Origin of the sequence: Corynebacterium argentoratense DSM 44202, from assembly GCF_000590555.1 — a bacterium.
Taxonomy (GTDB): domain Bacteria; phylum Actinomycetota; class Actinomycetes; order Mycobacteriales; family Mycobacteriaceae; genus Corynebacterium; species Corynebacterium argentoratense.
In genome coordinates, this window is record NC_022198.1 from 48,815 (window position 1) to 74,340 (window position 25,526).

Sequence of the window (25,526 nt, forward strand, 5' to 3'; positions counted from 1 at the left end):
GTGTACAGCGCCTGACGGTCGGATCGGGTGCGCGGATCCGCACGGCCGGTTCATCACAAACGGTGAGACCCTTGCGGACCACTCGAACGCAGCGAAACTGCACAGGGAAGCCCTAGAACAAGGCCTAATCAATGCAGCCGAGGTAAAGGGATGGAACAGGAACACTAACGGGGTTCTTCCAAAAGATATCAACGACGGTCCACGGATGGGTGATTGGTTCGACTTCCCACCCTACGAACCTGACGTCGGTAACCCGCCCTTCTAAGCTGGCGGCGCCTCCGACGCTGCTTGTATGTGAATCACTGACAAAACACCGCCCCGCCCACCACCGCACCCCACATTGTGATTGTATGGAGTACGTCACGCGCCCCACCTCGGGCCGCCCCCAACCCACCGCCCACTTCGAGGAGGAACAACCGACATGACCACCCAGCTCCCCACCACCCAGGGAAAAATTGCCGTAGTGACCGGCGGCTCCACCGGCATTGGCGAAGCGAGCGCCCGCGCCCTCGCCGCTGACGGATGGCACGTGATCGTTGCCTCTCGCAGCGTCGACAAGTTGACTGCCATTGCGGAGGAGATCGGGGGGACCGCGCTGCCCCTCGACGTCACTGATGCTGATTCGGTTGCAGAATTTGCGGCCGCGATTGATCGCTGCGACCTGCTTGTTAACAATGCTGGTGGCGCTAAGGGGCTTGATAGCGTTGCTGATGCTGATTTGGATGATTGGCAGTGGATGTACGACACCAACGTGTTGGGTACGTTGCGGGTCACGAAGGCTTTGCTGCAGAAACTGATTGACGCGGAGGGCCAGATTATCAATATTGGTAGCATTGCGGCTCGCGTGCCTTATGTTGGTGGTGCTGGTTATAACGCGGCGAAGCATGGTGTGGCTGCGATGACTCGGGTGTTGCGTCTTGAGTTGCAGGGGGAGCCGTTGCGTATTTGCGAGTTGGATCCGGGCCGTGTGAAGACTGAGTTTTCTTTGAAGCGGTTCAAGGGGGATGCTGCCCGCGCGAATAAGGTGTATGAGGGTCATTTGAATTTGACTGCGGAGGACATTGCGGAGGCGGTCCGGTGGGTTGCTAGTTTGCCGGCGCATATGAATATTGATGCGATGACGATTATGCCGCGCGACCAGGTGTAGTCGGCTGGTTGCGGCGGGGTGCGTGACTGCTGCTGTTTTATCGGGGCCGTTGCAGTTTTAGCGGGCCTGTTGGCTTGTGCCATAGACTGTGTTGCATGCACCCTGTTGATGTGGAGATCCGCGACACGACGATTAAGCTCGGCCAGTTGATCAAGCTTGCGAACCTGGTGGAGACTGGCGGCGAGGCGAAGGCGCTGCTGGCTGAGGGGGCTGTGTCGGTGAATGGGGAGGTTGATTCGCGTCGGGGGCGGACTGTTCGGGTGGGGGATGTTGTGGAGGTGGCGGTGGAGCCGTCGCCGGTTGCGGTGCGGGTGCTTGCTGCGGGTTCTGCGGCTGCTAGTGATGACGTCGCGGGGGTTGCGGCGGAGTGGGCGCCTGGGTTCGATCCGAGCGTTTTGGGCAATTTGGATGAGATTCCCATTGCTGGCGGTGAGGATGCCTAGTGTGGGCCTGTTGTGGCTGTGACGCTTAGACTGTCTTAAAACCCAAAATTATTAACTGAAAGCGAAGCGTTATGCCTGCATTTATGGCCCAGCACGGGATGCCTTATTGGATCGACTTGATGAGTAGCGATGTCCGCAAGTCGGCTCATTTTTATTCGGAGTTGTTGGGGTGGGAGTTTGAGGAGGCGGTGCCGGGGTATCGTTTGGCGCGTTGTCAGGGTTTGCCGGTGGCTGGGTTGATTGCGCAGCCGGAGGATTCGAATGCGGCGGATATGTGGGTGACGCATTTTTTGGCTGATGATATTGAGGCGACGGTTGCGCAGGTTCGTGAGTTGGGGGGTGCGGTTTTTGCTCCGCCGACGGAGGTGCAGTTGGGTTCGATGGCGTTGTTGGCGGATCCGGCGGGGGCGTTGTTTGGTGTGATTGAGCCGCATAGTGAGGAGGCTTTTGTTGCTGGTGGGGAGCCTGGCACTGCGGTGTGGCACGAGTTGACGTGCACTAATCATTATGGGGAGGCTGTGGAGTTTTATTCGGAGTTGTTTGGTTGGGCGACTGCGAGTATTGAGGGTGCGCAGTATACGACGGCGTTGGCGGATGGGGCGGCTTTTGCTGGGGTGTGGGGTGGCCCGGAGTCGCATGTTCCGAGTTTTTGGAGCACGTATGTTGGTGTGAAGGATGCGGGGGCTGCGTGTGAGAGGGCTGTGTCTTTGGGTGGGGAGGTTGTGCGTGAGCCTTGGGATAGTGAGTTTGGGCGGATGTGTGTGGTTGCGGATTCGACGGGTGCGGCGGTGACGTTGTGCGAGGTCGATGAGCCTGTTGTGGAGGGGCATGAGGGTGATCCTTTGGCGGGGATCGACCTGAGTAATTTGTCCTGACGTCGCGGGGGTTTAGGCGCGTAGGTAGGTGGCGGCGTCGCGGTGGCGGCGTCGTGCTTCGGTGGGGACGATGATCATGTGGTCGGCCACGTAGGTTTCGACGGTGATGTTTGTGTTGTCTGTGTTGGGGTGGAGTTCGGCGTAGGGCTGTACTCGTGTGTCGTGGCTGCCTTGTTGGATGAGGGTTGTGGGCCATGCGCCGGGTTGGGGGAGGGTGACGTCGCGTCGGTAGGCGTCAGGCAGTCCGTTGAGGGTGAGCAGGGGGCGGGTGGCGACGAGGCGGTCTTGTGGTTGCGCTGCGATGAGTGCGAGGGCGGCGCCGGCGGAGGCCCCGTACCAGGCAAGCGGGGTGCTGTTCTGATTTTTAGAGCTTGCTGGAACTTCAGAACTGTCCTGCCCACTGTTTGTGCTTTGTTCGCGCGCCCAGGCGGCGGCCTCCCGCACCTGTTCGACGGCGTCATTTAGTGGGGTGGGGTAGAGGGGATAGTCGACGTCGAGGATGGTGATTCCAGTTAGTTGTGCCAGCGCCGCGACTTCGGGGTGCCATGCGTGGTCGCGGGATGCGCCGTCGCCGCGCCAGAAGCTACCGCCGTGGAGGGCGATGCCCCAGCGTCCGGTGGGGGTGGCAGCAATGGTGCCGGATCCGGTGGGGGTGAAGACGGTGCCGTATGGGCTGGTGGTGGCGGTGATTCCGTCGATCCATGCGTGGCCGGGCATGGTGTGGTCGAGGGCGGAGCCGAGGAGCATCATGGCGGTGTGGGTGAGGCGGTCGGGCAGGCGCGCGGCCCACTGTTCTAGCTCCCCACCAGCGTGTTCTAGCTCCTCACCATCCTGCTGCCGACTCCAGGGTGCGGCGGCGTCCGGCTGGGGGTGGTGCTCCCCGAAGTACCACTGCAGTTGGGACAGCTGTTCCTCATCGCTCAAGGCGTGCTCGATGCTCATGCTTGACCATCGTAGATGCAACCAGCTCGACAATGTATCCCGCGGCGGCGAGAATCATCGGCAGCCCAACCCCGACCCATAGTATGGTGTGCCAGGTTTCGGGTTCGATGGGGCTGGCGTAGGGTCCGATCATGCGGGTGACCTGCTGCAGCTCCAGTACCGGTGTGCTCATGGTAGAAGTTCTACCAGATTGTTAGTCGGCGCTCCGGATCAATCCACATAGGGCTGGACTCGTCTGTTTCGGGGAAGGCTTCGTAAAACTCTGGAATGTTCGCCGCGATCACATTGCAGCGGAACTCCGCCGGCGAATGCGGATCCATCGCCAACAACTGCGCCGCCATCTCCGGGCGGACCTTATTGCGCCACACACGCGCCCAGGAATTAAACAGCTCTACATAATTCGGCTGCTCGCCCCGCTCCTCCATCAGGTTTCGGTACGCCACCACAGCAATACCCAAACCGCCCAGGTCACCAATGTTCTCGCCTAGAGTAAAGCGACCGTTCACCCCAGCCGACGCGGCGTCAGTGCCCTCAGCGCCCGCAGCACCCGCAGAACCCTGCAACGCCGACGGAACCAGCCCATCAAACTGCTCCACCAGCACCTCAGTCAAGGACTCAAACGCGGCACGATCCTCATCCGACCACCACGAATTCAAATTCCCGACCTCGTCATACTTCGACCCCTGGTCATCAAACCCATGGCCGATCTCGTGACCAATCACAGCACCAATCGCACCAAAGTTCGCCGCCGGATCCGCATCAACATCGAAGAAGGGCGGCTGCAGAATTGCCGCGGGGAACGTGATGTCATTGACTACCGGGTTGTAAAAAGCATTCACCGTCTGCGGGGTCGTCACCCACTCATCGCGATCCGCCGGCTTGCCAACCTTCGACAAAGAATAATCATGATTCCACTCACTACCAGCACGAACATTGGCCACCACGTCCGCACCCGACGCGGAAAACTCCAAACCCTCATAATCAATCCACGTCTCGGGGTAGCCAATCTTGGCCTTAAAGCTTCCCAACTTCACCAACGCCTTCTCGCGCGTCGCCTCAGTCATCCACCCCAACTGGCTGATCCGCTGGCGGTAAGCATCCAGCAGCTGCTCAACCAACCCATCCATCGCAATTTTTGACGCCGCGGGGAAATGTCGCTGCACAAACTCCTTGCCGATCGAAAAACCGACCAGGTTCTCCGCCAAACCAACAGCACGCTTCCAACGATCCCGCTGCTGCGTCGCCCCCGTCAGCTGGGTGCCAAAGAACTCAAAGTTCGCCTTCGAAATCTCATCCCGCAGCAAACCCGCACGCGAGGCAAGAATGTTCCACTTCGCCGCCAAAATAAAATCAGGCAAGCGCTCCTCAGTAAGCAAACCATCAAGATGCGTCAGATAATCCGGCATCGCATTATTAATAGGCCAATCCGCCTGCGCACCCATCGCCAACAACAACGCCTGAGCGCTGCCCGGCAAGTCAGCAACCGTACCCGGGTTAAAACGAGCCTCCGCGTCGCGCGCCGCAACCACATCCACATGGCCCCGCGCCAGATCAGTCTCTAGGGCAATAATGCGATCCGCTAACACAGCAGCCACCGCGGCGTCATTATTTTTTGTTGCTCCATTATTTTCTGTGGAGTCATTATGTAACGCAGCCCCATCAGCATTGCCTGCAAGCTCACGCTCCGCCGACGCCCACTCGCCCGCCAAAAACTCCTTCGCAAAAGGCAACATCCGAGCAATATGCGCACGATACGCCTCCAACACCGGCGCATGCGAAGCCTCCCGATAATAAGCCTCATCCGGCAACCCCAACCCCGACTGATACACATACAAAACAACCTGCTCATCAGCCGCCGACTTCGCTACATAACACGCCACCGGCCCCCCAACCCCCACACGATCCAGCTGACCCGCACCCCGCAAGAAATCCGCAACCGACGCGACGTCAACAAGCGAAAAATCATCCGCCAACGCCTCTACCCCCGGAATCGCCGACTCATCCATAAAACTCCGGTACAACGCGCAAGCTAAACCATCCCCCTCACGCACAATCGCATGAACCTGCTCTTCCGCCTGGTCACGCAACTGATGAAAATTACCATCCGACGCCCGATCCGCCGGAATCTCATGAGTATCCAACCAACGGCCATTAATTGAGCGGTAAAGATCATCCATGGGCGGTACTTTAGTGGGTATGTATCAACTGAGGCCAATTGTGCGCTACCCACTGTGGTCCGCCGTCATCGGCATATTTATCGTCGTCATGGCGCTACCTGCAGTCCTCGTGCTCAGCCACGAAAACCCCACCACATACAGCGAAGTTGAAGTGGGCGCCGGATTCTACGACCTCCCCGCCATCCCTATCGTCAAACCCGACGGCAAACCCCTACGCTGCGAAGACGGCCCCATGGACATCGGAAAATCCTGGTTGTGCGAAGGCACATTCCTCACCGGCTACATCGTCGAAGAAATTGAAGATAATGACGCCGCGAAGGAACTGGCCATCAGACGCCTCACCCGTGGGCTGCGGGACGAAGCCGCCGCCGCAAGCAACGGACCCGACGTACCCGTCGGCGGTGTGTACACCCAACAAGGCCCAGCCCTCATCCTGGACAACGAAGACAATGAGGAACTGACCGCCATGATCCCCTACACCCACATCAACCCCGACGTGCTCACCCCGGAACAAAAAGAAGAAATCGACAAACCAGACTCCGACCTCGCTAAAGCCTGGCTCGTCGCCTACGTCCAAGGTGACGCCCCCTACAGGGAACTCGTCGCACAAACCTTCGCCGGCGCAGGCATCCTCCCCGACGACGCCGACCTGCCCGCCATCCCCGACACCGAGGTGAAAGCATGAGCAAAATATCCTTCTGGTCCCTCTGGATCACCCTGGCCATCGGCACCATCGTCGGCATCGGGGTCATGCAATCCTGGTCCGCCGTCATGCTCGGCGTCGCACTCTCAGTAGTTGAAGTATCCCTCTTTGTCCTATTGCTGCGCCTGCTACCCCAATGGCCCCAAGGGAAATCGTGGTGGCTACTACCCGCGCTACTGTGGGGCGGGTTCGCATCTATGGTCATCATCTTCGCCACTGGAACGAGCGCCTCCACTCTCATGATCATGTACGGGCTCGACATGTTCGAAGCCTCCATGGGCGGCGCCTACCCCGAAGAAGCAGTCAAAGCACTCGGCGTATTCCTAGTCCTGACCGCATACCGCAACTTCAACCGCCCGTGGCACGGACTTGTGGTCGGTATCGTCGTCGGCATCGGCTTCGAAGTCGTCGAAAACACCCTCTACGGTGGCACAGGCGCTGTGCTCGACCCAGTTTCTGACGTCGCGGGAACCCTCAGCATGTGGGGCATGCGCACCATTTTTGGCCCCGGCATCCACGGTATGCTCAGCGGCATCGCCGGATGGGGCATCGGTCTAGCATTGTTCAGTGCCCAACGCGGCGTCATCTGGCGGCTTAGTCAAGTATGTGGGTGGCTGTTTCTCGCGTTTGCATGCCACTTCACCTGGAATATTCAATGGCCATCGGAAGACACATCGGTCATGGTGATGGTGTGCGTCGGGGTCGTTATGTACAGCACCGTCATTGGTATTGTTGCGTACTCGTGGAAGAAGGCGAAGAAGCCGGACTTTGCGATGGTCCACTACTGAGCGCAGTGTGCGGTTCTACCTGAGTGCAGCGTGGGGTGCTGCGTTGTTCGTGCGTCTATTTCTGGGGACTGCACTGCGTGCTCATTCGTAGGGATTGCTGGGGCAAATTACAAAAAATGTGACAAATGTGGTCAATGTTACGCGTGTTGAAGATGTGAAAGTTGTGTATTTGCGGTACGTTCGTGGGTATGAACTTTTCGCTCCGGCTCCGAACAACACTCGCGCTAGTGATGTCCGCCGTCGTCGCTGTCGTCGCACTCGTCAACGTCAAAGCCGACGCATTCGGCATCAACTCCCCCTCAGGAATTGACGTCGCAAGCTGGCAACACCCCGGCGGCGCACCCATCGACTGGAACGCTGTCGCAGCCGACGGCCAAAAGTACGCCTTCATCAAAGCAACCGAAGGCGTCGGTTACCTCAACCCCCACTTCCTAGAAGACACCAAGGGTGCAGCAGCCGCCGGCATGCTCGTCGGCAGCTACCACATGGCCCGCCCAACCCAAAGCGCATCCCTACAAGCAGCCGAGTACGCCGCAGCCCTCGCCACCATGCCGCAGCCCTCCCTGCCCCCAGTACTCGACATCGAGTACGCCGACGGTGTAGGCCCCGTCGCGATGCAAAACTGGGTCCGAGAATTCCTCAGCGAACTCACCCGCCTCACCGGCCGTACACCCATGATCTACACCTACCGCTACTTCTGGGAAAACGAAGTCGGCAACACCACCGAATTCAACAACTACCCACTCTGGATGGCCGCGTACCAGTCGCAGCCCCCGACCGTCCTACCCGGCGGCTGGGACTACATGACCTTCTGGCAGCGCACCAACGACCTCCAGGTCTCCGGAATGCCAACCGTCACGGACGCCAACCTATTCAACGGCACTAAGTCCGACCTCGACGGCTTCGCAGCAGGAATGAATGTCAACCTCGGCCAATTGCTGACCCCCGGAATTGACCTGGGCCGCACCACTGCACAGCTCGAAGCCCTCGGAAACAAAAACCCCGAACTAGTTGGCGCGATCCTCGCACTGGGCGCTGGCATTGTGGCAGTCTCCACCGTCATGACCGTCGCCCAAAACAACGGGATCGACGTCGGCATGGCTAAGCAGATCGCAGAACAGGCAGAAACACTGGCTAAAGCTGGTCAGCTGCCCACAGGCGACCTGCAGACGATGCTGGCGGTCGGCGACTACACAATCGGCGACCTGCTGATCCTGCTGAAGAACGCTTTGAAGGTTGCCCGCGAAGCTGGACTGATCTAAGAAGCTCACCTGATCTGACGTAGCCGCAGCGAACTGGAGAGCCCGTCACTCCTTGGGAATATGTCCCGGGGGTGGCGGGCTTTGTCAGTGATTCACATACAGGGGTATCTGCGGTGGGGTTGGCTGCCGTGGTTCACTACACTCGCCTGCCCGGGTTGGGCAGGCTCATAATCGTTCACCCCGCCACCATCCTCACCAGATTTCTTGTCAGTGAATCGCTTACAAAGGTGTGGGGGAAGCGGTTGCGTTGGTGCGGTCCGCATCATGGGCAAGGAACAGTCCGCCTTGTCAGCAAATCACTAACAAAAACCGGCAGGCCCCGCCCCCACAGCCTCGCAGCAAACAAGACTGCAGCCAGCACAAAACCTACCGGCCAAACACGATCCAACGGCCGCACCAAAAACTAATCGTCGTCGGACGTCTTCATCGGACCCGGGGTCCACAACCCAGATCGCGTCATCAACTCCGTATCAACCTTTGCTTCCTTCGGATCCTCCCCAAGGCTATTCTTACGCAGCTCGTAGCGCTCCAAAGAACCCCAATCGCGCTGCCAGTCATTACGCAAGTAGGAAGGCACCTCGATGGAGTAGTTGATAGCCTCCGCAACACCCATAATGCCGCCACCGTTGTAGTCCTGCCAGGGGCTCAACGTAATCTTGCCGGGGCGGTCCGGGGAGACACGGAACTGCGGCACATTAGTCACACCGGCATAATGACCAAACGGTGTTTGGCAGGGGAACTGCAGCGCAACCGACCAGTCCAACAGCGATGGCGTATCACCAACAAAGTCGTTCAAGCTCGACAATGTCGGAATACGCGGCGGCGTGAACGCAACCCACTGATCCGGATCCAGGCTGGTGTCCTCCACCACGATTCGAACCACATTCGCTTCCGGCGCAATCCGATCAAGCGGCACCCGCAGGTTGCGCCAGGAAGGCTCCGGGCCAATATCAATCGGCTCGATCTCGCCCAAAGGTTTCGTGGTGCCATTTTCGGTGACACCATACTCAACAACTAGCTTCTGCCCATCTTGCAGAACACCGTTGATGTTGTGGTGCTTGATGCGGCCCGCTGCTGAAACAACGAGTAGCGGCTTGTCCTCACTGTGCTCCGGCAGTTCGTACCACTGGGTGGTGGTTTCTGCCGGGTATTGTAGGCCTTCGGTGTAGCTACCGACGACAGGAATCTGCGTGTAGTCCAGGCCGAATGGCAGGCGGGCCTTGGATCCGTTGATACCTTCCTCCCACCGGAAGCCACCGCTGAGGCCGGATGCCTGGCCGGCGGTGGTGCCGCTGTTGGTGTCTTCGTCGGTGGAACCTGCGATTGATCCCGCACTTTGGGTGGAGGTGTCTACGCCTTCGGGGTCAATGTAGGTGGGGATGTTGTTGGGTTTGAAGTTTCGGGAATCGTCGGTGGTGAGGGATTGCCCGAGGTCGCCATTTGTGGGCTGCAGGAAGGAGTCGTTGGTGTTGGTTTCCACCAGGGCGTCTTCCGCGAGGCCGCATTGTTGGCCTGCGAATGTGCGCAGGTTACCCAGGCCGATGGAGTAGGCGGGGTATTGCGAAATGAATGCCTTGCCGAGGCTGAGCAAAGAGAACGCCAGGACGAGGGCGGAGACGACTGCGATCGGTGCGGTGATGATGCCGCGGGTGGGTCGCGACGTCGAACGCATCGGAATTTTTGACGTTGCGGGGGCTGGTGTCGCAGTGTTTGCTTCGGCGCCGGTGTGGGGTTCTTTGGAGGAGTTTCGGAGGGTTTGTACCGCCGCAGCAAGCAGGACCATGAGTGCGATGAGCAGCATGACGGTGGAAGCTTCGATGCCCTTGAATTGGATGGTCTTGTCCCACCAGGGGATGCCGTAGCTGGAGACGTACCACCAGCCGTTGGTGGAGGACAGGGCGATGGCCAGCAGGAATAGTAGGGCGCCGATGAAGAGGGTTTGGTTGCGGGCGGATTGTGCGACCATGTGGGCTGCGGCGACCGCTGCGAGGGCGGCAAGCGCTGCGCCGATGCCGGCGTATACACCGAAGTGGTGGGTCCACTTGGTGGGGGTGAACATCATGAAGAACATGGTGCCGAAGAAGACCATCATGAGGCGGTGCGAGGGGCCGGCAGCCGCGCCGGGGACTTTGCCGTTGCGGAGGACCGATGCCAGCACGATTGCGAGGCAGGTCAGCATCATTAGGACTGCAAAGCGGCGGGTGAAGGAGCCGTCCACTGTCTGTTGCATGAGGGTTTGGTAGCGGACCCATTCGCTGTACCACGCCAGGGATGGGCCCTTGGCGCTGCGGACTTTGATGGCCTCTAGAACACCTGCGAGTGTCTGGTCGCCGAACACTGCGAGGAGGATGGCGGTTCCCGATGCGAGGAAGGGGGCGAGCATGGCGGCGATGGCGACGCGGCGTCGTGAATTATTTTCTTTGCGCCCTTGGTCGTTGGTGCGTTTGCGGGGGGCGCGGCGTTGAACGACACGGATGAGTGAGGGTAGGCCTGCGAGGAGTGCGGCGACCGCCATGAGGCCGGTGGGGCCTGCACCGAGGGAGATGGTGGCGATGATGACGCCGACCGCGGCAGGTAGCAGGCGGGAAGTGGCGATGGCGCGTTCGATACTGACCCATGTCAGCAGTGCACCGAGCGCGATGACTGGCTCGGGGCGGAGGCCGTTGTTGTAGACGATCCAGAAGCCGAGGAAGGACAGTGCGGCGGTCCATTGGGCGACGGCACGGGTGCTAATTTGCGTGCCGAGGCGGGGTAGGACTTCGCGGGAGATGATGAACCAGGTGATCAGGGCGGCGATCAGCTCCGGTAGGCGCATCCAGATGCTGGCTGTGGATACTTGGGCCATGGCGCCGAGGAGGTCATAGTAGGGTGCGCCGAAGGGGGATTCGGGCACGCCGAACCAACGGTAGTAGTTGGCCATGTAGGTGGCGTCGTGGGAGACGCGGGCCATGGTCAGCAGGTAGCCATCGTCGGAGGTATTGGCTCCGAAGATGTACCAGTAGCCCAGGACTGCGGCGACGGTGACGTCGATGATGCGGGGCTTGTACCAGTTGGGTGGGAGGATTTGGCGGGAGGAGCGCCCGTCGGTGGTGTCCATCAGGTGGAGGCAGATGAGGGAGATGATGAGGAGGGCGACACCCCCAAACATGGTGAGGTATTTCCACAGGGTGGGTGAGGAGGTGAAGCGGGAGTTCACTTCGGTGGTGGCGTGGAGTCCGTCGGTGGTGACTTGGGTGGGGTCGAGTTCGGTGTAGAAGCCGGTGACTTGTGGGCGGACGTCGCCTTCGATGGTGCCTTGGAATTTGGTGCCGGGGACTTCGGCGGTGGTTTCCGTGGAAGTGGAGCTGATGCTTAAGACCGCATCTTCGGGGAGTTTTTGCAGCTCATCGGCGCTGAGTTCTAGGGGGACTTGGTTGCGGACGATGACGTCGACTCCGCTGTCTGTCGAACGCACAAACAGGCCGCGGGCTGTGGGATCCTTGGAGTCAGCCGGGAGGGTGCCCAGAACCAGGGATTGGCCTTCGTTTAGCTTGTTGACGTCGCGGAGCGGAATGTCGGCGCTCCAGGTGACGGGCGCGTAGGAGATGAGGGGGGAAGTGAGGGAGCCGACCTCCTCTTGCGGCCATGACACTTCTGACTGCACTTGGTTGACAGGCATGAAGGGTGTGAGCACAAAGAGGATGAATCCGGCGATGCCGCTGATGATGGCGGCTAGCTGGATTCCCTTTGCTGGCTGCGGAGCTTCTACTGTAGACACGCGGGTAATTCTACAGGTCGCCCTGTGCGGTGCTGGGGATGCTGCGGTGGGGTGGGGGTGGTGTGGGTTTTACATGGGGAGTTTGCTGGCGACGACGAAGGGGCCGACCTGTTGCGTGCGCCATCCTTGGAAGGCTTGGGGGTTGAAGTAGATGCCGCGGAATCGGACGTTGGGGTTGTTGGGGTAGATGTCTTCGGCGAGGTCGTATTTCCAGCCGGTGCTGGAGGTGTCGTTGGTTTGGCCCCGGAAGATGAAGACGTCTGGTGCGCGCCAGGGGAGGTCGTCGATGGAGCGGTTAAAGTTTTTCGGCGCGGTCCATGATGTGGAGGCAAGATGCTCCACGGCGTCATTACGTTTGTCGAATTCTCCGAGGGGGTTTGCGTAGTGGGAGGTGAAGGCTTGGAAGCCGCGGTAGGGGTAGTAGGACATGAAGTTTTGTTCGTCGGTGAGGACGACAGTTTCACCTGGTTCGTAGCCCCAGTCTTTGAGGGTTTTGTCGATGGTGGCGTAGTAGGTGGCGGAGTCGGGGGCGTTTTTGTCGCCGCGTTCGCCGTAGCCGTCGGTGTCGGTGTAGGCCATTTCGATGGCGTGGGAGATGCGGTTGGGGATCTGTTGGGCGTAGCTGAGGCCAGCGATCGCGAGGATTGCGACCATGACGCGGGTGACGGTTGTGGCGGTGGCGGGGCGGGTTACTGCGGGGTAGAAGCGGGGGATTTCGACGAGGCGGAGTTCGGCGAGGGCGAGCATGCCTGCGGTTGCCAGTTGGATGGTGATGATTGCGTCGAGGCGGAAACCGAGGAGTGTTTTGCCTGATAGGGACACGATCATGGAGGTGACGATCCACCCGTAGAACACGATTTGGGCGATCAGCATGGAGCGCACGTCCGGATCGGCGATGCGGACGATGAGGTAGGCGAGGCCTAGGAGGCAGAGCAGGCCGACGAGGTTGAACTGCAGCATCGGCATGGGCACTTGGGCGCCGGTTGGTGGCAGGTAGTGCATGGCGGTGGCGCCGGAGTGCGGCTGGCCGCTGAGGATAGCCGTGAGGTAGGGCGCCCACACGGTGGAGGCGATGAGGGCGGAGCCGGTGCCGATGATGAGAAGCCGCAGGAGGGGTTTGATGCTGTGGTCGAAAACGACGGCGAACAGCGCCGCCATGACGCAGACGGAGAGCGCGACGACGGCGGTAAACAGGGTGTACATGGCGGCGGACACACCGATGTAGAGGGTGAGTCCGATGAGTGGCCAGAGGCTGCCGGTGAGTGCTCGGCGCATCATGACGGTGGCGGCGGGTACGCCCATGGTGATGATGGCGGCGTAGGGTTCGTCGGCGCTCATGACGATGGTGATGGAAGTGGTGACGAGGGCGATGCCACTGGCGACGGTGAGGCTACCGCAGATGCGCTGCCAGACGGGGACGAGGATGCTGCCCGCGGTGGCGAGGGAGATCAGCGCCCAGGGTTGGAACACTTCCCAACCGGCGAGGCCCAGGAGGTTCGCAAGTCGACCGCCAATCCAGAACCATGCCCCTGGGTAGTAGGAGGGCATGTCGATGTAGTTCATGTCGGATAAGTGGATGGTGTAGCCCATCCAGGTGAGGAATTGGGTGCGGAAACCCTGGTCCACGTTGATCCCGTCGAGGTAGAGGCGGGTCGCGGATAGGGGGATACCGAGGGTGGTGATCACCAGCGCGGCGGGGGAGAGGTAGAGGACTGCGTGACAGAACAGTGTGTAGGGGCGGGTGCGGCGTTTGTGCCCGAGTACGGCGCAGCCGCTGGCGACGGCGACGATGATGACGGCACCGGCGGTGGCCAGTGCTTTGGTTTGTTCTGAGTTCGCGAACGCGGGGAGGCTGGTGGTTTTGAGGATTTTCCAGGCCAGGAGGGTGAGGATGGCGGCGCCTAGGCCTGCCGCGAGGATCCCGAGGAGGGTGCGGGGCATGTCATGACGGTCGAGGTCGTAGTCCTCGCAGACGCTGCGGGCGGGCAGGCGGAGTGGCGTGGAAGGCGTCATGGTGTTTTACTTTACCGCCCCACCAGCGCGGTTTCGTGTACTGGTGGGCGGCGGAACAACCGTGGTTTAGAACGGGAGTTTGCGGAAGATGGGCTTGGGGATGTGCTGGAGGACCATCATCACGTATTGGAAGAGGGGGTGGACCCACACGGTGTCTTTTTTATTAATGACGCCGTCCACTACAGCCTTGGCGACATCCTCACGGTCGACGGTGAGCGGCGCTTCTTCAACATCGGCGCTCATCTTGGTGCGGACTTGGCCGGGGCGGACGAGGAGCACGCGGGCACCGAACTCGCGAAGGGCTTCGCCGAGTTGTTCGTAGAAGCCGTCGAATCCTGCTTTGGTGGAGCCATAGACGAAGTTGGAGCGGCGAACTTTAACACCGGCGACGGAGCTGAGTGCGACGATGGTGCCGTGGCGTTGGGCTTTCATCTTTTGGCCCAGCAGCACGCCAACGCTGACGCCACCGGTGTAGTTGATTTGTGCAGATGCGACTGCTTTTTCTTGGTTTTGCCACAGTTCTTCGGCATCACCGAGGGTACCGAATGCGACGATCGCGACGTCAACTTCGCCGTGTTCCCACGCGGCGTCAATAACCTTTGGGTGTGAGGAGAAGTCGGTGGCGTCGAAGTCGATGACGTTGACAGCGGTGGCACCGGCGGCCTCGATTTTTTTGACCGCGGCGTCGAGGTGACTGGAGGTTTTGCGGGCTGCGAGAGTGACGGTGGCGGAGCCGGAGGAGAGGAATTCTTCGACGATTGCCAGGCCGATGTCTGAAGTTCCGCCCAGCAGGAGGATGTGTTGAGGTTTGCCGACGGCGTTAATCATGAATGGTGTCCTTTTAGATTATTGACGATCGAATAGCGATTGTGAACGGTTGAACGTCCTGGTTGTTGGTGACCGGCAGGGTTGTAGCCGGTGACCAACGAAGGCCTATACGGGCTGTTTAGAGCTGCAGGCGACGCGACATGTCGGAGGCGAAGACGCCGTGGGGGTCGATCGCGTTGCGGGTCTTCAGCCAGCCGTCGAGCTCGGGGTACATTTTGTGGAAGTTTTCCGCGGAGGTGCGGGATTCCTTAGCGAGGTAGAGGCGGCCACCGAATTCCATGACGCGTTTGTCGAGTTCGTCGAGGAATGCGCCAAGGCCGGGTTTGATGGGGAAGTCCACGCAGACGTTCCAGCCGGGCATCGGGAAGGACAAGGGGGCCTTATTGCCTTCGCCGAACAGCTTGAACACGTTGAGAGCCGAGTAGTGGCCGCTGCTTTGGATATCGCGGATGATTTCCTTGAAGGGTTCCACTGCTTCGCGCGGGACGATGAATTGGTACTGGAGGAAGCCCTTGGAGCCGTAGCCGCGGTTCCATTCACCAATGAGGTCGAGGGGTTGATAGAACTGCGTGAGGTTCTGCACCTTGTTTTTGTAAGTGCCGGACTTTAGCCACCACAGTTCGCCGACGGCAATCATGGACAGCTTGTTCATGGTGAAGTTCGGGAAGATATCCGGAACCGTGATCAGCTGCGGGGCATTGAACTTGAGGGGCTGTTTCGCCAGTTTGGGTGAGAGTTCTTCCAGCTGGGCCAGGGTGGCTAGCGAGCCGCGGGAAATGGCGGCGCGGCCCAGTTTGGGTTCCGGGGAAATGGCGTCGAACCACGCGGAGGAGTAGGTGTAGTTCTTCTCGGAACCATCGGAGTGGAATTCGATGGTTGCATCGAGGTTCGGGGTGAGGTCACCGTCTGCGATGAAGTAGGCGGTTTCGGTGCGCGTCATTTTAATTTGTGCACGCAGGATGATGCCGGTCAGGCCCATTCCGCCCACAGTGGCCCAGAAGAGCTCCCCATTGGGATCGTCGGGGGTGCCGTTGGGCTCGAGGTGGAGGACGCGGCCGTCAGCGACGAGCAGTTCCATTGATACGACGTGGTTGCCGAAGGAGCCCGCGGAGTGGTGGTTTTTGCCGTGAATGTCCGGGCCGATCGCGCCGCCGATGGTGACCTGGCGGGTGCCGGGCAGTACAGGAACCCACAGGCCGTACGGCAGTGCGGCCTTCATCAGCTGGTCGAGGGTGACGCCGCCGTCAACGTCCACGATGGCGGTTTCGGTGTCGATAGAGTGGATGACGTTCAGCGGCTGCATGTCGACTACGACGCCGCCGGCATTTTGTGCAGGGTCACCGTAAGAGCGGCCCATGCCACGGGCGATGATGCCGCGCTTGAGGTGGTCTGGCTTTTCCGAGTTTTGGTCCGCTACCAGCTTGACGGCTTCGATGATTTTCTCGACGTCGGGGGTGGAAAGTACCTCGGCGGTGGTCGGGGCGGTGCGGCCCCAGCCTGTGAGCTTGCGAGCTTCTGTGTTCAAGCTGCCGTGGGCACCGTGCGAAGCTTCTTGAGCGACGGTGCTGGTCGTGCTTGTGTTGCTAGTCATTGTTTCCTAGGCTACCCGCTTTTTGTTGCTAGTTGGTTGTCGGCGCCTAGGGGCACGGGAGTGTGTTGTGTTGGAGGTTGGGCTTGGTATCAGGTTGGGGGAGCTAGGCGGGCGCGTGGATGTGTTCCACGACCCGATTGGAGGTAACAGAAGGGGCGAAAGTTAACTTTTGGGGTGTTTGTTGCAGATTTTGTAGAAAATTTTTTATGCCGGTCGACCTGCGAAAACGGAGATTTCTTCAAAATTTTTTCGCTCAGGCTGAAACATTTTCGAATCCTGATCGATAGAGTGGGTGAAGGACGGCGCGGCCGGCAAGAGGCCCGCCAACACATGAAAGGACTCGATATGACCGAGCTCATCCAGGACATCGCTAAGGTTTTCACCAGCCTCTTCGCTCACTCCTCCGGCATCGCAACCCAGTTCGTTGCAGACGTCACCAAGTTCCTGACCACCTTCTCCAAGTAATTTCCGGACGCTAGTCCAAAGATTTTCCTGAAAGGATTACCATGAACGACCTTCTCAACAACTTCGTGAACATCTTCACCCACCTCGGCAATGGTGTTCTTAACGCTCTCAAGGATCTCATCAGCAACATTGGTGCTGTGTTCACCTCCTCCAAGTAATTTCTTGGACAGGGTGCAAAGCCCTGCATGAAAAGTGCCCCGCTGGGTTTTCCCAGCGGGGCACTTTCGTCTTTATTCTCAGGCGTGCCAAAAAGTGTGCATCTTGGCCTACTGCCGCAGCATTTCCCCAGGTCGCGGTCTTCTAGGTGGTCAAGATGCACACTTTTTGGCACAACCACTTTGTTTAGAGGTCCATGATGGTTCGGATCTCCTCCGGGAGCTCCTCCTGTGAAGAAATCTGCGGTCCCAAATAGGCATTAAGGATCTCATACACGCGCGTCCGGCTGGCACTGTCCAAGATGGGCAGCTCCTGCGCCATCATCATGGTCATCTCGTTACTGAGCGGAGTGTTGGTTTTCTCCGCAGCCATGTGGACCGACTCTTGGGTCTTCTTCTTGAAACCGAACATGTGTAACACCCTACCGCCTGAAGATGAACAATCGCTGCACAACAAAATTGATGACGGTCGCCGTGCCCTGCGCCAAAATGAATGCAACGCCTGAAGCGATGACGTCAGGCATCATGTCATCGAGTGCGTGGTATCCCAGGGTGTAGCCACGGACGTTGACGAAGTAGGTCAACGTGTACAGCAGAGCAACCGCTAGGAAGCGCCGCATGGAGGGTTCTGCTTTGAACGTCCAGCGGCGGTTGATCATGTAGGCGGTGATGGTGCCTGCAATAAACCCGATGGTGCGGGCGACGTTGGTTGATGTGCCGAAGGCGAACTGGCTGAGCATGGTCAGGCCGAGATCGGGGATGGCCGATAGCGCGCCGGAGATGATGAACTTCAGCCCCTGGGTGGACACCTTGTCGGCGGCCTGTTGGGCGTCGGCTTCGTCCTCGCCGATGAGCAGCGGTGCGGCCGCACCGGTGGCGATCGTCAACTCCAGTTCGTCTTGCATACTGGGCTGCTCAGATTCATGCAGCCCGTGCTGGAGCGTCTCACCCTGCCCGTGCGCCTGGGTGGGTTCTTGCGCGTCGTCGGGAATGTCCTGTGCCATATCCGCCATCTCTCGTGTACTCGTTATCGCTGGTAGAGGCCATTGCCGAAGAGGCCGGCTGAACTGTGGCCTAGTGTCCGCCGGGCTAGTGTCCGCCGGGTCGCTCGAAGTGCTCTTTGCGCCCCATCTGGTGCAGCTTCAACCATTGTTTAAAACCGTTGACGTCGCGTCGCTGAACGAGGAAGAACCACGCGAAGCGCGCATATTCTTGCGGTAGCAGACGCCGCATGCCGGGCTGGTTCATGAGGAACCCGCGGTTGCGGTAGGTGAAGAAGCGTTTGCCTTCGTTGTCTGGGTATTGAGTGTGCATCCGGCCGCCCAGGATCGGTTTAAACTCATCGGAGCCATCCGGGTGCAGGTAAGCGGCAGACAGGCAGGTGCCGAATTTCAGGCCGCTGCGGCTCAGCCGCCGGTGGTATTCAACTTCATCGCCCCGGATAAACAGGCGGTAGTCGGGCACACCGATGCGTGCCATTGCGTCAGCGGAAATCAGAGCGCCATTAAACAGTGATGCGATGTTCGGCAGAAAGTCCTGCTCTTCGACAGGATGCTTGGGGTTGAATAGCTCACTGCGGTAGCGGCGCCATTCAATACCCCTACGCAGCGGGAACGCAAGTTTATCCGGTTCGGCAAGGTTACAGACCACTGGGGAGACCTCGTCCAAACAGTGCCGGGTTGCGCAGTCCATAAGGGTGGCGAGTACCTCGGTGTTTTCGGGGCGGCCGTCGTCATCGGCGCACCACACAGCCTCCGCGCCCAAAGCCAAGGCTTGCAAGAAGCCGTAGGCGAAACCACCGGCACCGCCCAAGTTGGTTGCGGAAGGAAGGTAGACGCCGCGATCCCCCGCGACGTCATTAAGCAAATTGCGAACTGCATCCTCGCAACCATTGTCCACAACAATCACCCACTCAACGGGTCGCGTTTGATTGGCGACGACGTCGAGGGATGCGCGCAGCAGGTCAACGCGCTTGTGGGTGACGATCACCGCAGCGACCCGTGAGTCTGCTTTAAGCATCGGGGGACTCCTCCAGCTTCTCTTCTTCCATGCGGGCCAGAAGGCGTCGAACGTGATCGGCTGCGCCTTTACCCTCGTAGGATTCCACAATGTCATCGACGGCACCGGCTTCACGAATGGTGCCATGGTCCACCCACAGTGCAGAGTCACACAGCTGGGCGAGGAAGTCATTCGAGTGCGACGCAAACACCAAGATTCCGGAGCGTTCCACCAGCTCCTCCAGACGCTTGCGTGCCTTCGCCATGAACGCGGCGTCAACAGCACCGATACCCTCATCGAGAAGGAGGATCTCCGGTTCGATCGACGTCACCACACCCAACGCCAAACGGATACGCATACCAGTCGAATACGTGCGCAGAGGCATCGCAAGGTACTCGCCCAGCTCGGAAAACTCCGCAATCTCATCCATCTTCTGCTTCATCTGCTTGCGGGTCTGCCCCAAGAACAAGCCGCGGATGATGATGTTTTCGTAGCCGGAAATCTCCGGATCCATACCGACACCCAGGTCAAACACCGGGGCGACACGACCGCGAATATGCGCAGAGCCACGAGTCGGTTCATAAATGCCCGACAGCAACCGCAGCAGGGTGGATTTGCCGGCGCCATTATGGCCAACAAGCCCGACGCGGTCACCCTCGCGCAAATGCAGGTTGATGTCCTTCAACGCCTCAACGACGACAACATTGTCACTATTGCGACCAATGGCGCCGCCCGCGGCACCCAGGAAGGCCTTCTTCATGGAGCGGGACTTGGCGTCGAAAATGGGAAAATCAACGCACGCGTTATACGTATCGATGGAAACCATGGGTGTTGCCTTCCTAAACCCAGTAGGACACTCGGAAGCGCCACTGCTTCATAGCTAGTAATGCCAGGAGGAGCCCGGCGACGGTGCAGCACAGCACCACAATCCAGTTGAGGGCGTGGATAGGGGCGCCAATCATCGGAGCACGGATGACTTCCATGTAGTGGTACAGCGGGTTAAGCATGGCAATCTTCGCGCGCTCGCTGACCGCCCCACCCTGCTCGGTGAGGGTTTGGGTAGTCCACACAATGGGCGTGACATAGAACAGCAGCTGCGTCATCGCCTCCAACAAAGGGGAGACGTCGCGATAGCGCGTGGCGATGATGCCAAAGAACATGGTCACCCACACCCCGTTGACGATCAACAGCGCCATCGCGGGGATCGCCAGCAGCAGATCCCAACCCAAAGGCCGGGGGAACACCAGCATCAGCACAACCCAGATCACCATGTTGTGCATGAGGAACAGGGCCTGCTTCCACACCAGGCGGTAACAGTGCACCGACAACGCAGAGGGCAACTGCTTAATCAGGCCCTCATTGTCAATGAAGATGTCAGAACCCTCCTTGATGCATCCAGAAATAAAATTCCACATGATCAAGCCAACGGTAACGTGCGGAAGGAACTCCGCCACCGGGATTTTAAACAGGACGGAATACAAAAGCCCCAGCGCCAAAGCCATCACACCCGTAGCGATGGTGATCCACAAAGGACCCAGGACGGAACGCCGGTAGCGCTGCTTGATGTCTTGCCACCCGAGTTGGAGCCACAGCTCATGCTGGCGGAACCCCCTCACCAGGTCGTTAATCGCTGCCGAGAGCGTCTTTGACTGGGACGGTGGGGAATCCGCGGCGTCAACACGCGTCATGCGAGCAACGTCGGTTGGGCGGTTGGATGATTGGCCTAGCACAGTGAACCACCCTAGCCGCAAAGGCCGCTGCCAGGGGAGAAGCACAGCCTTTAAACTCCTGTAAAGTGTCCTGCATGCCCTATGATGTTGCCTTCACTCGCGGACTGTACAGCAGCCTGAGCGACGGTTGGATCTACCTGAATGGGCAGAGTGCGCCGCAAATTCCCGAAAAGGTCAGTTCCGCTGTAGCGACCGCTTTTCGCACCTCGGCACAGATCGTTGACCCGGAGCCCGTGTCTGGTTCCCATTCGCGGGCGCTGCAGCAAGGATTGTTGGCAGGCTCGCATCATGTGGTGTCGGCGCGTAAAGCCATTGCGGACCTTGTGGGGGCGCGGCCCGACTGCGTATTCTTGGGCCCTAATCGCGAGAGCATGGTGGCGAGTTTCATTCGCGCTATGCGTCGCCGAGTGATGCGCCCTGGCGCTGGGGCTGTACTGACGTCCAGTTTGTCTTCTTCGGTTTATGACGTCGCGTTGGACGCTGTCGGCGTGCAGGGCGGGATTGGCGCGCAGGGTGTGCAAGGCCCGGTGGATGTTCGTGTGGCGTTGGCGGATTTGGGTAGCGGTTATGTCGACGAGCATCAGTTCACAGACCTTGTGGATGGATCTACCCGTTTGGTGGTTATTCCTGCTGCTCACAGCCTTGTGGGCACGGTGACTGATGTGCCAGCGATCGCCGAAATCGTGCGCTCGAAGTCCCGTGCGTGGACTCTAGTGGACGCATCGATGCTCGCACCGTACCGCCCAATCAGCTTTGAAACACTGGGCGTGGATGCGCTTGTTGTAGATTGCGCAGCCTTTGGCGGCCCGCAAGTGGCGGCGCTCGTACTACGAGACACCTCGATGCTGCAAAGGTTGGAACCCGTGGGCGGATCACTGGAACATGGCGCACTATCCAGCGGCCTGCTTGGTGGGGTGTCGGCGATGGTCGACCATCTTGCGTCCCTCGGCGGGGAACTCGTGGGCACGAGGCGCCGCCGCCTAGCCGGGGCACTCGAGGCAACTGCCACATACGTCGACGAGCTCAACGAACAGCTGCTGTTTGCCCTGCAGAACCTCAGCCACGTGCATGTCGTTGGAGTCAGCGGCGACGCAGTGGACAGCCCACCCCCAGCAGGGCGCATCGGCCGCGTCAGCTTCGTTGTACCCGGAGTCGACGCCGACACCGTACACCGACGCCTCCTCAACAACGGAGTAGTCACGGAGGTTAACCCCCCAGACCGGTTGCTGGAGGCAATGGGCGCACAAGAAGCTGGGGGCAGCGTCAGTGTAGGGCTCGCACCCTACAACACTGCCGCGGACATCACCGCTCTAGCTAGGGCGCTGGCCTCACTAGGCTAGGGCGCCCAGCCGGCTGCGCTGGGCCTGACTGGCTGGGCTAGAACCCGGCTTGCACCCAGCCGGATGGGCTACCACTTCAGAACAATTTTCCCGCTCACCTCACCCGATCCAAGCAAACGGTGAGCCTCCGCGGCGTCATCAAACGGCAGCACAGTATTGACCTGGTGGCGGATCGTGCCATCCGCATACATCGGCCACAACACACCCATCGTGTCGTGCACAATACGGGCCTTATCCTCCAAATCACGAGCCCGCAACGCTGTCGCAGAAATGGTGCCACGCTTGGCCAACAACTTGCCGATATTCAACTCGCCCTTAACCCCACCCTGCATACCAATGATCACCATGTGGCCATCCTTGGCAAGAGCCGTGATGTTGCTATCCAGGTACTTCGCACCGATGATGTCCAAAATGACATCAGCACGACCCTTCAGCTCCTCGGCGAAATCCTGCTCCCGATAGTTAATCGCAATATCAGCGCCAATATCCCGGCACAACTGAAGCTTCTCCTCGGAACCTGCGGTCACCGCAACATTTAACCCGAGAGCCTTGCACACTTGAATCGCGCACAAACCGATTCCGCCAGCACCACCGTGGATCAACGCCAACTGGCCCGCGCGAATCTTCGCGAGCATCCCCAAGTTGGACCATATCGTGCACGCAACCTCAACGATCCCCGCGGCCTGCTCAAAACTGAAACCCTCAGGAAGCGGAAGGATCTGTCCCTCCGGCACTGCAACAAGCTCCGCATAGCCGCCACCGGCAAGCAAACAACACACCTCGTCGCCTTCAGCGAAGCTGGTATCGCCCGGGTCGACAATAACGCCGGAACACTCCAGCCCCATGATCTCACTCGCGCCGGGCGGTGGCGGATAGTGGCCAGCCGCCTGCAAGAGGTCGCCTCGGTTAACACCCGCGGCCTTGACCCGGACGAGGGCTTCGCCTGGCGCAAGTTGGGGATCGTCAACCTCAGACACGTGGAGGGAAGTCTTGTCACTTGGGTCGCGTAATGTGATGGCCTTCATGCTGCCCCAGGGTAGCAAAAAACCCCAGATGGCCGACCACCTGGGGTTTTGCTTAACGCGGAGATGAAGGGATTTGAACCCCTGGTCCGTTTCACGGGACGCTCGCTTTCAAGGCGAGTGCATTCGGCCGCTCTGCCACATCTCCATGAGCCACATTCGGCGCCACATCATGGTAACCGAGTTCCACCCAAAATGTTAACCCAACCGCCCACCAGCACCAGCCACACCCCGAGCAGCGGGTTGTGAACAGCTTAGTGCGCAGGCCACTGCGGCATCAGTGTACGAAAACAGCCGGGGCTAACCTGCCGCGCGGGCATCAACAAACCGCATTAAACCCGCAGGAATTGCATACAGCGCCCTCACCGGCGAGGACGCACAACCCGCAAGGACCCATAACAACATGAATAGTCACACTGAAAACAACACAGACAACGAGCGCACAGACAACGAGCACACAGACAAAAAGCGCTGGTTCGCGCTCTACACCCTGGCCCTCGGCCTCGCGATGATCGTCGTCGACGGCGCCATCGTCGGAGTCGCACTGCCCGACATCATCACAAAACTCAACCTCAACCTCACCGACGCCCAATGGGTGAACTCCCTCTACTCAGTAGTGTTCGCAGCATTGGTACCATCCACCGGTCGCCTAGCAGACCGCATCGGACGCCGCCGCATGTTCCTCGTCGGTGCCGCAGTCGGAGCGGCAGTCTCTGGTGCTGTGCGGCCCGCCGATTTGGGGGCACTTTAGCGTTTAGGTAAGGTGGCTAGCGGTAGCGTGTCCGAGCGGCCGAAGGTGCTCGCCTCGAAAGCGAGTGTTGGGTAACCCCCAACCGCGGGTTCAAATCCCGCCGCTACCGCCAAAGCCCCTTCGCTAACACACCCGGTGAGGGGGCATTTTTTATGGGAAGCCCGTGCATGGCGTGCAAGTGGTCCAGCAGTTGTCGCGCGGGTGTGCACAATTATCGGGTGGGGTGGCCGCCTGCGGTTCGCGCCCTGGGGACATAGACGGTGTGGTGCTCGTGCGCCCGATATGTGTGCATGTTTTTCGGCAGGGAGCCACCGGTGTGTTTTGCGACCTGGGGAAACGGTTTTTGGTGGGCTCGCTGCCGAAATTTGTGCACGTTTTCCAAGCAACTCACGGCGGCCTACCCCTACCGACGAAAAAACCCCAGGCAAATAGCAGTTTGCCTGGGGTTTCAGTTCCCTCAAAGGGGCGCGGAGACTAGTCCTTCTTGAAAGCGCCGAGAACCTTGTCGACGCTCTCCTTGAGACGCTCGCCGGCCTCGTCGAACTTCTCCTTGAGCTCAGCCTTCACCTGATCGGACTTGCCCTCAGCCTCAAGCTTCTCGTTGCCGACAGCCTGGCCGACGCCTTCCTTCAGCTTGCCGCCGAACTCTTCAGCCTTGTTCTCAAAACCGCTCATGATGTGCTCCTAATTTGTGCGATGAATTCTCTACCAGCGCTAGCATGATGCGCTTGGTTTCTTTGTAGGTGACGAAAGGAGATAGGGGTGAAGTTACTTAGCCTCGGGCTGCTCACCAGCGGTATCGACAGCTTTGTCGCCCAGCTTGCTGTCGAGTAATTCGTCAGCTTTATTCAAACCCGCTTCAACGGCGCTCTTGGCCTTGTTAGCCATCTCGCCGTCGAGCTTGGAATCGATAACTTTGTCCGCGACTTCTTCGACTTTGCCTTTAAGGCCGTCGGTTACGTTACGGATCTGATCGCCGAATCCCATGTGCACTCCTATCGTCATGAGGCCACCGTCACATGCGCGGGGCCAACATCCCCTAAAGTACCTGAAGTCAGCGCAAATTGCTGAAGAACTCTTCCATTAAGTGTGCGCAGGGTTGCTCCAGCACACCCCCGCGCACCGCAGTGAACCCAGGCAGCACAGGGTCGCGGAGCACATCAATAACCGAGCCGCACGCCCCAGTCTTCGGTTCGTAAGCACCAAATACCACGGTGTTGATTCGTGAAGCCGCAATAGCACCCGCACACATTGCGCAGGGTTCCAAAGTCACGGCAAGGGTGCAGCCCTCCAAACGCCACCCATCACCAACGACGCCGACCGCATCCCTGATTGCGAGTATCTCGGCGTGGGCAGTGGGGTCTCCGTCGGTTTCCTTCCGGTTGTGTGCGTGCGCGATCTCGACCCCCGCGGCGTCATAAATGATTGCGCCGACAGGAACGTCTGCCGGTGGTGTGTCGCGTGCGACGTCAATGGCGCGGCGCAGCATAGTTTCGTCGCGTTCGACCCAGGAGGGAGGAGGCAGGGGACTCATGTGTG

At 59.5% G+C, this 25,526-nt stretch carries 24 protein-coding genes and 2 tRNA genes; 9 read left to right on the forward strand and 17 right to left on the reverse strand.

Features of this window, described 5'->3' with window-relative positions; genetic code table 11:
- Window positions 1–421: 421 nt before the first annotated feature.
- From CARG_RS00255 to CARG_RS00265, 3 genes are all read left to right on the forward strand, one after another.
- Entirely contained in the window at window positions 422–1,147 is a 726-nt protein-coding gene (locus CARG_RS00255) for an SDR family oxidoreductase (protein ID WP_020975379.1), read from the forward strand.
- 95 nt (window positions 1,148–1,242) lie between these two features.
- A complete protein-coding gene (locus tag CARG_RS09745; protein ID WP_020975380.1) occupies window positions 1,243–1,590 on the forward strand; it encodes an RNA-binding S4 domain-containing protein in 348 nt (115 codons plus the stop codon).
- Between the two features lie 71 nt (window positions 1,591–1,661).
- Entirely contained in the window at window positions 1,662–2,465 is an 804-nt protein-coding gene (locus CARG_RS00265; RefSeq protein WP_020975381.1) for a VOC family protein, read from the forward strand.
- 12 nt (window positions 2,466–2,477) lie between these two features.
- On the opposite strand, the gene CARG_RS00270 is transcribed toward CARG_RS00265, so the two are convergent.
- From CARG_RS00270 to CARG_RS00280, 3 genes are read right to left on the reverse strand one after another with little or no spacing between them, the layout of a single operon-like run.
- The gene (locus tag CARG_RS00270; RefSeq protein ID WP_020975382.1) at window positions 2,478–3,407 is read right to left on the reverse strand and encodes an alpha/beta hydrolase; all 930 of its coding nucleotides are present in this window, start codon (window positions 3,405–3,407) and stop codon (window positions 2,478–2,480) included.
- A complete protein-coding gene (locus CARG_RS00275) occupies window positions 3,379–3,579 on the reverse strand; it encodes a hypothetical protein (RefSeq protein WP_020975383.1) in 201 nt (66 codons plus the stop codon). The genes CARG_RS00270 and CARG_RS00275 overlap by 29 nt, the downstream gene beginning before the upstream one ends.
- Before the next feature lie 10 nt (window positions 3,580–3,589).
- Window positions 3,590–5,584 carry a M13 family metallopeptidase gene (locus CARG_RS00280; RefSeq protein WP_020975384.1) on the reverse strand — a complete coding sequence of 665 codons (1,995 nt, stop codon included), beginning with the start codon at window positions 5,582–5,584 and terminating at the stop codon, window positions 3,590–3,592.
- A gap of 19 nt (window positions 5,585–5,603) precedes the next feature.
- On the opposite strand from CARG_RS00280, the gene CARG_RS00285 reads away from it, so the two are divergent.
- The 3 genes from CARG_RS00285 (at window position 5,604) to CARG_RS00295 (ending at window position 8,337) form a co-directional block, all read left to right on the forward strand.
- Window positions 5,604–6,269 carry a type III secretion system chaperone family protein gene (locus CARG_RS00285; RefSeq protein ID WP_144198437.1) on the forward strand — a complete coding sequence of 222 codons (666 nt, stop codon included), beginning with the start codon at window positions 5,604–5,606 and terminating at the stop codon, window positions 6,267–6,269.
- Complete coding sequence (locus tag CARG_RS00290; RefSeq protein WP_020975386.1) at window positions 6,266–7,075, forward strand: PrsW family intramembrane metalloprotease; 810 nt, start codon at window positions 6,266–6,268, stop codon at window positions 7,073–7,075. The genes CARG_RS00285 and CARG_RS00290 overlap by 4 nt, the downstream gene beginning before the upstream one ends.
- 188 nt (window positions 7,076–7,263) lie before the next feature.
- Entirely contained in the window at window positions 7,264–8,337 is a 1,074-nt protein-coding gene (locus CARG_RS00295) for a glycoside hydrolase family 25 protein (protein ID WP_020975387.1), read from the forward strand.
- A 403-nt stretch (window positions 8,338–8,740) separates the two neighbouring features.
- On the opposite strand, the gene CARG_RS00300 is transcribed toward CARG_RS00295, so the two are convergent.
- From CARG_RS00300 to wzm, 9 genes are all read right to left on the reverse strand, one after another.
- On the reverse strand, window positions 8,741–12,094 hold the full coding sequence (locus tag CARG_RS00300) for an arabinosyltransferase domain-containing protein (protein WP_020975388.1): 3,354 nt from the start codon (window positions 12,092–12,094) through the stop codon (window positions 8,741–8,743).
- 69 nt (window positions 12,095–12,163) lie between these two features.
- Window positions 12,164–14,107, reverse strand: coding sequence for a galactan 5-O-arabinofuranosyltransferase (locus CARG_RS00305; protein ID WP_020975389.1), 1,944 nt, complete (start codon window positions 14,105–14,107; stop codon window positions 12,164–12,166).
- 66 nt (window positions 14,108–14,173) lie between these two features.
- Window positions 14,174–14,935 carry a decaprenylphospho-beta-D-erythro-pentofuranosid-2-ulose 2-reductase gene (locus tag CARG_RS00310; protein WP_020975390.1) on the reverse strand — a complete coding sequence of 254 codons (762 nt, stop codon included), beginning with the start codon at window positions 14,933–14,935 and terminating at the stop codon, window positions 14,174–14,176.
- A 118-nt stretch (window positions 14,936–15,053) separates the two neighbouring features.
- The gene (locus CARG_RS00315; RefSeq protein ID WP_020975391.1) at window positions 15,054–16,526 is read right to left on the reverse strand and encodes an FAD-binding oxidoreductase; all 1,473 of its coding nucleotides are present in this window, start codon (window positions 16,524–16,526) and stop codon (window positions 15,054–15,056) included.
- An 807-nt stretch (window positions 16,527–17,333) separates the two neighbouring features.
- Complete coding sequence (locus tag CARG_RS00325; RefSeq protein WP_020975394.1) at window positions 17,334–17,558, reverse strand: hypothetical protein; 225 nt, start codon at window positions 17,556–17,558, stop codon at window positions 17,334–17,336.
- Between the two features lie 10 nt (window positions 17,559–17,568).
- Window positions 17,569–18,051 (reverse strand): GtrA family protein, encoded by a 483-nt coding sequence (locus CARG_RS00330; RefSeq protein ID WP_081761679.1) that lies wholly within the window; start codon window positions 18,049–18,051, stop codon window positions 17,569–17,571.
- Between the two features lie 184 nt (window positions 18,052–18,235).
- The gene (glfT1, locus tag CARG_RS00335; RefSeq protein ID WP_020975396.1) at window positions 18,236–19,165 is read right to left on the reverse strand and encodes a galactofuranosyltransferase GlfT1; all 930 of its coding nucleotides are present in this window, start codon (window positions 19,163–19,165) and stop codon (window positions 18,236–18,238) included.
- Window positions 19,158–19,970: a galactan export ABC transporter ATP-binding subunit Wzt/RfbE gene (gene wzt / locus CARG_RS00340; RefSeq protein WP_020975397.1), complete on the reverse strand. Its 813-nt coding sequence runs from the start codon at window positions 19,968–19,970 to the stop codon at window positions 19,158–19,160. Before wzt ends, glfT1 begins: the two co-directional genes overlap by 8 nt.
- Before the next feature lie 13 nt (window positions 19,971–19,983).
- Window positions 19,984–20,832: a galactan export ABC transporter permease subunit Wzm/RfbD gene (gene wzm / locus CARG_RS00345; protein ID WP_052331925.1), complete on the reverse strand. Its 849-nt coding sequence runs from the start codon at window positions 20,830–20,832 to the stop codon at window positions 19,984–19,986.
- 116 nt (window positions 20,833–20,948) lie between these two features.
- On the opposite strand from wzm, the gene CARG_RS00350 reads away from it, so the two are divergent.
- The gene (locus tag CARG_RS00350; RefSeq protein WP_020975399.1) at window positions 20,949–22,214 is read left to right on the forward strand and encodes an aminotransferase class V-fold PLP-dependent enzyme; all 1,266 of its coding nucleotides are present in this window, start codon (window positions 20,949–20,951) and stop codon (window positions 22,212–22,214) included.
- A gap of 68 nt (window positions 22,215–22,282) precedes the next feature.
- Here CARG_RS00350 and CARG_RS00355 read toward each other — a convergent pair whose 3' ends face one another.
- Together CARG_RS00355 and CARG_RS00360 are read right to left on the reverse strand one after the other, a co-directional pair.
- On the reverse strand, window positions 22,283–23,239 hold the full coding sequence (locus tag CARG_RS00355; protein ID WP_020975400.1) for an NAD(P)H-quinone oxidoreductase: 957 nt from the start codon (window positions 23,237–23,239) through the stop codon (window positions 22,283–22,285).
- 58 nt (window positions 23,240–23,297) lie between these two features.
- Window positions 23,298–23,384: transfer RNA gene (locus tag CARG_RS00360), tRNA-Ser, on the reverse strand.
- A 255-nt stretch (window positions 23,385–23,639) separates the two neighbouring features.
- On the opposite strand from CARG_RS00360, the gene CARG_RS10400 reads away from it, so the two are divergent.
- Both CARG_RS10400 and CARG_RS00370 read left to right on the forward strand, forming a co-directional pair.
- Window positions 23,640–23,987, forward strand: coding sequence for an MFS transporter (locus CARG_RS10400; RefSeq protein ID WP_020975401.1), 348 nt, complete (start codon window positions 23,640–23,642; stop codon window positions 23,985–23,987).
- A gap of 21 nt (window positions 23,988–24,008) precedes the next feature.
- Window positions 24,009–24,099, forward strand: a tRNA-Ser gene (locus CARG_RS00370).
- 362 nt (window positions 24,100–24,461) lie between these two features.
- Here the strand turns inward: CARG_RS00370 and CARG_RS00375 are convergent.
- The 3 genes from CARG_RS00375 to CARG_RS00385 all read right to left on the reverse strand — a co-directional run bounded on the left by CARG_RS00375 (window position 24,462) and on the right by CARG_RS00385 (window position 25,521).
- Window positions 24,462–24,662, reverse strand: a complete 201-nt coding sequence (locus CARG_RS00375) for a CsbD family protein (RefSeq protein WP_020975402.1) — start codon at window positions 24,660–24,662, stop codon at window positions 24,462–24,464.
- 93 nt (window positions 24,663–24,755) lie between these two features.
- On the reverse strand, window positions 24,756–24,974 hold the full coding sequence (locus CARG_RS00380; RefSeq protein WP_020975403.1) for a hypothetical protein: 219 nt from the start codon (window positions 24,972–24,974) through the stop codon (window positions 24,756–24,758).
- Window positions 24,975–25,041: 67 nt separating this feature from the next.
- Window positions 25,042–25,521, reverse strand: a complete 480-nt coding sequence (locus CARG_RS00385) for a nucleoside deaminase (RefSeq protein WP_020975404.1) — start codon at window positions 25,519–25,521, stop codon at window positions 25,042–25,044.
- Window positions 25,522–25,526 lie beyond the last annotated feature (5 nt).

Coding starts and splice junctions, on each gene's coding strand:
- CARG_RS00290 (WP_020975386.1), top strand. CDS start 6,266: ATGAGCAAAATATCCTTCTGGTCCCTCTGGATCACCCTGGCCATCGGC.
- CARG_RS00350 (WP_020975399.1), top strand. CDS start 20,949: ATGCCCTATGATGTTGCCTTCACTCGCGGACTGTACAGCAGCCTGAGC.
- CARG_RS00380 (WP_020975403.1), bottom strand. CDS start 24,974: ATGGGATTCGGCGATCAGATCCGTAACGTAACCGACGGCCTTAAAGGC.
- glfT1 (WP_020975396.1), bottom strand. CDS start 19,165: ATGCTTAAAGCAGACTCACGGGTCGCTGCGGTGATCGTCACCCACAAG.
- CARG_RS00315 (WP_020975391.1), bottom strand. CDS start 16,526: ATGACTAGCAACACAAGCACGACCAGCACCGTCGCTCAAGAAGCTTCG.
- CARG_RS00275 (WP_020975383.1), bottom strand. CDS start 3,579: ATGAGCACACCGGTACTGGAGCTGCAGCAGGTCACCCGCATGATCGGA.
- CARG_RS00385 (WP_020975404.1), bottom strand. CDS start 25,521: ATGAGTCCCCTGCCTCCTCCCTCCTGGGTCGAACGCGACGAAACTATG.
- CARG_RS00255 (WP_020975379.1), top strand. CDS start 422: ATGACCACCCAGCTCCCCACCACCCAGGGAAAAATTGCCGTAGTGACC.
- CARG_RS00305 (WP_020975389.1), bottom strand. CDS start 14,107: ATGACGCCTTCCACGCCACTCCGCCTGCCCGCCCGCAGCGTCTGCGAG.
- CARG_RS00295 (WP_020975387.1), top strand. CDS start 7,264: ATGAACTTTTCGCTCCGGCTCCGAACAACACTCGCGCTAGTGATGTCC.
- CARG_RS00310 (WP_020975390.1), bottom strand. CDS start 14,935: ATGATTAACGCCGTCGGCAAACCTCAACACATCCTCCTGCTGGGCGGA.
- wzt (WP_020975397.1), bottom strand. CDS start 19,970: ATGGTTTCCATCGATACGTATAACGCGTGCGTTGATTTTCCCATTTTC.
- CARG_RS00325 (WP_020975394.1), bottom strand. CDS start 17,558: ATGTTCGGTTTCAAGAAGAAGACCCAAGAGTCGGTCCACATGGCTGCG.
- CARG_RS00330 (WP_081761679.1), bottom strand. CDS start 18,051: ATGCAAGACGAACTGGAGTTGACGATCGCCACCGGTGCGGCCGCACCG.
- CARG_RS00265 (WP_020975381.1), top strand. CDS start 1,662: ATGCCTGCATTTATGGCCCAGCACGGGATGCCTTATTGGATCGACTTG.
- CARG_RS00280 (WP_020975384.1), bottom strand. CDS start 5,584: ATGGATGATCTTTACCGCTCAATTAATGGCCGTTGGTTGGATACTCAT.
- CARG_RS09745 (WP_020975380.1), top strand. CDS start 1,243: ATGCACCCTGTTGATGTGGAGATCCGCGACACGACGATTAAGCTCGGC.
- CARG_RS10400 (WP_020975401.1), top strand. CDS start 23,640: ATGAATAGTCACACTGAAAACAACACAGACAACGAGCGCACAGACAAC.
- CARG_RS00375 (WP_020975402.1), bottom strand. CDS start 24,662: ATGAGCGGTTTTGAGAACAAGGCTGAAGAGTTCGGCGGCAAGCTGAAG.
- CARG_RS00355 (WP_020975400.1), bottom strand. CDS start 23,239: ATGAAGGCCATCACATTACGCGACCCAAGTGACAAGACTTCCCTCCAC.
- CARG_RS00270 (WP_020975382.1), bottom strand. CDS start 3,407: ATGAGCATCGAGCACGCCTTGAGCGATGAGGAACAGCTGTCCCAACTG.
- CARG_RS00285 (WP_144198437.1), top strand. CDS start 5,604: ATGTATCAACTGAGGCCAATTGTGCGCTACCCACTGTGGTCCGCCGTC.
- wzm (WP_052331925.1), bottom strand. CDS start 20,832: ATGACGCGTGTTGACGCCGCGGATTCCCCACCGTCCCAGTCAAAGACG.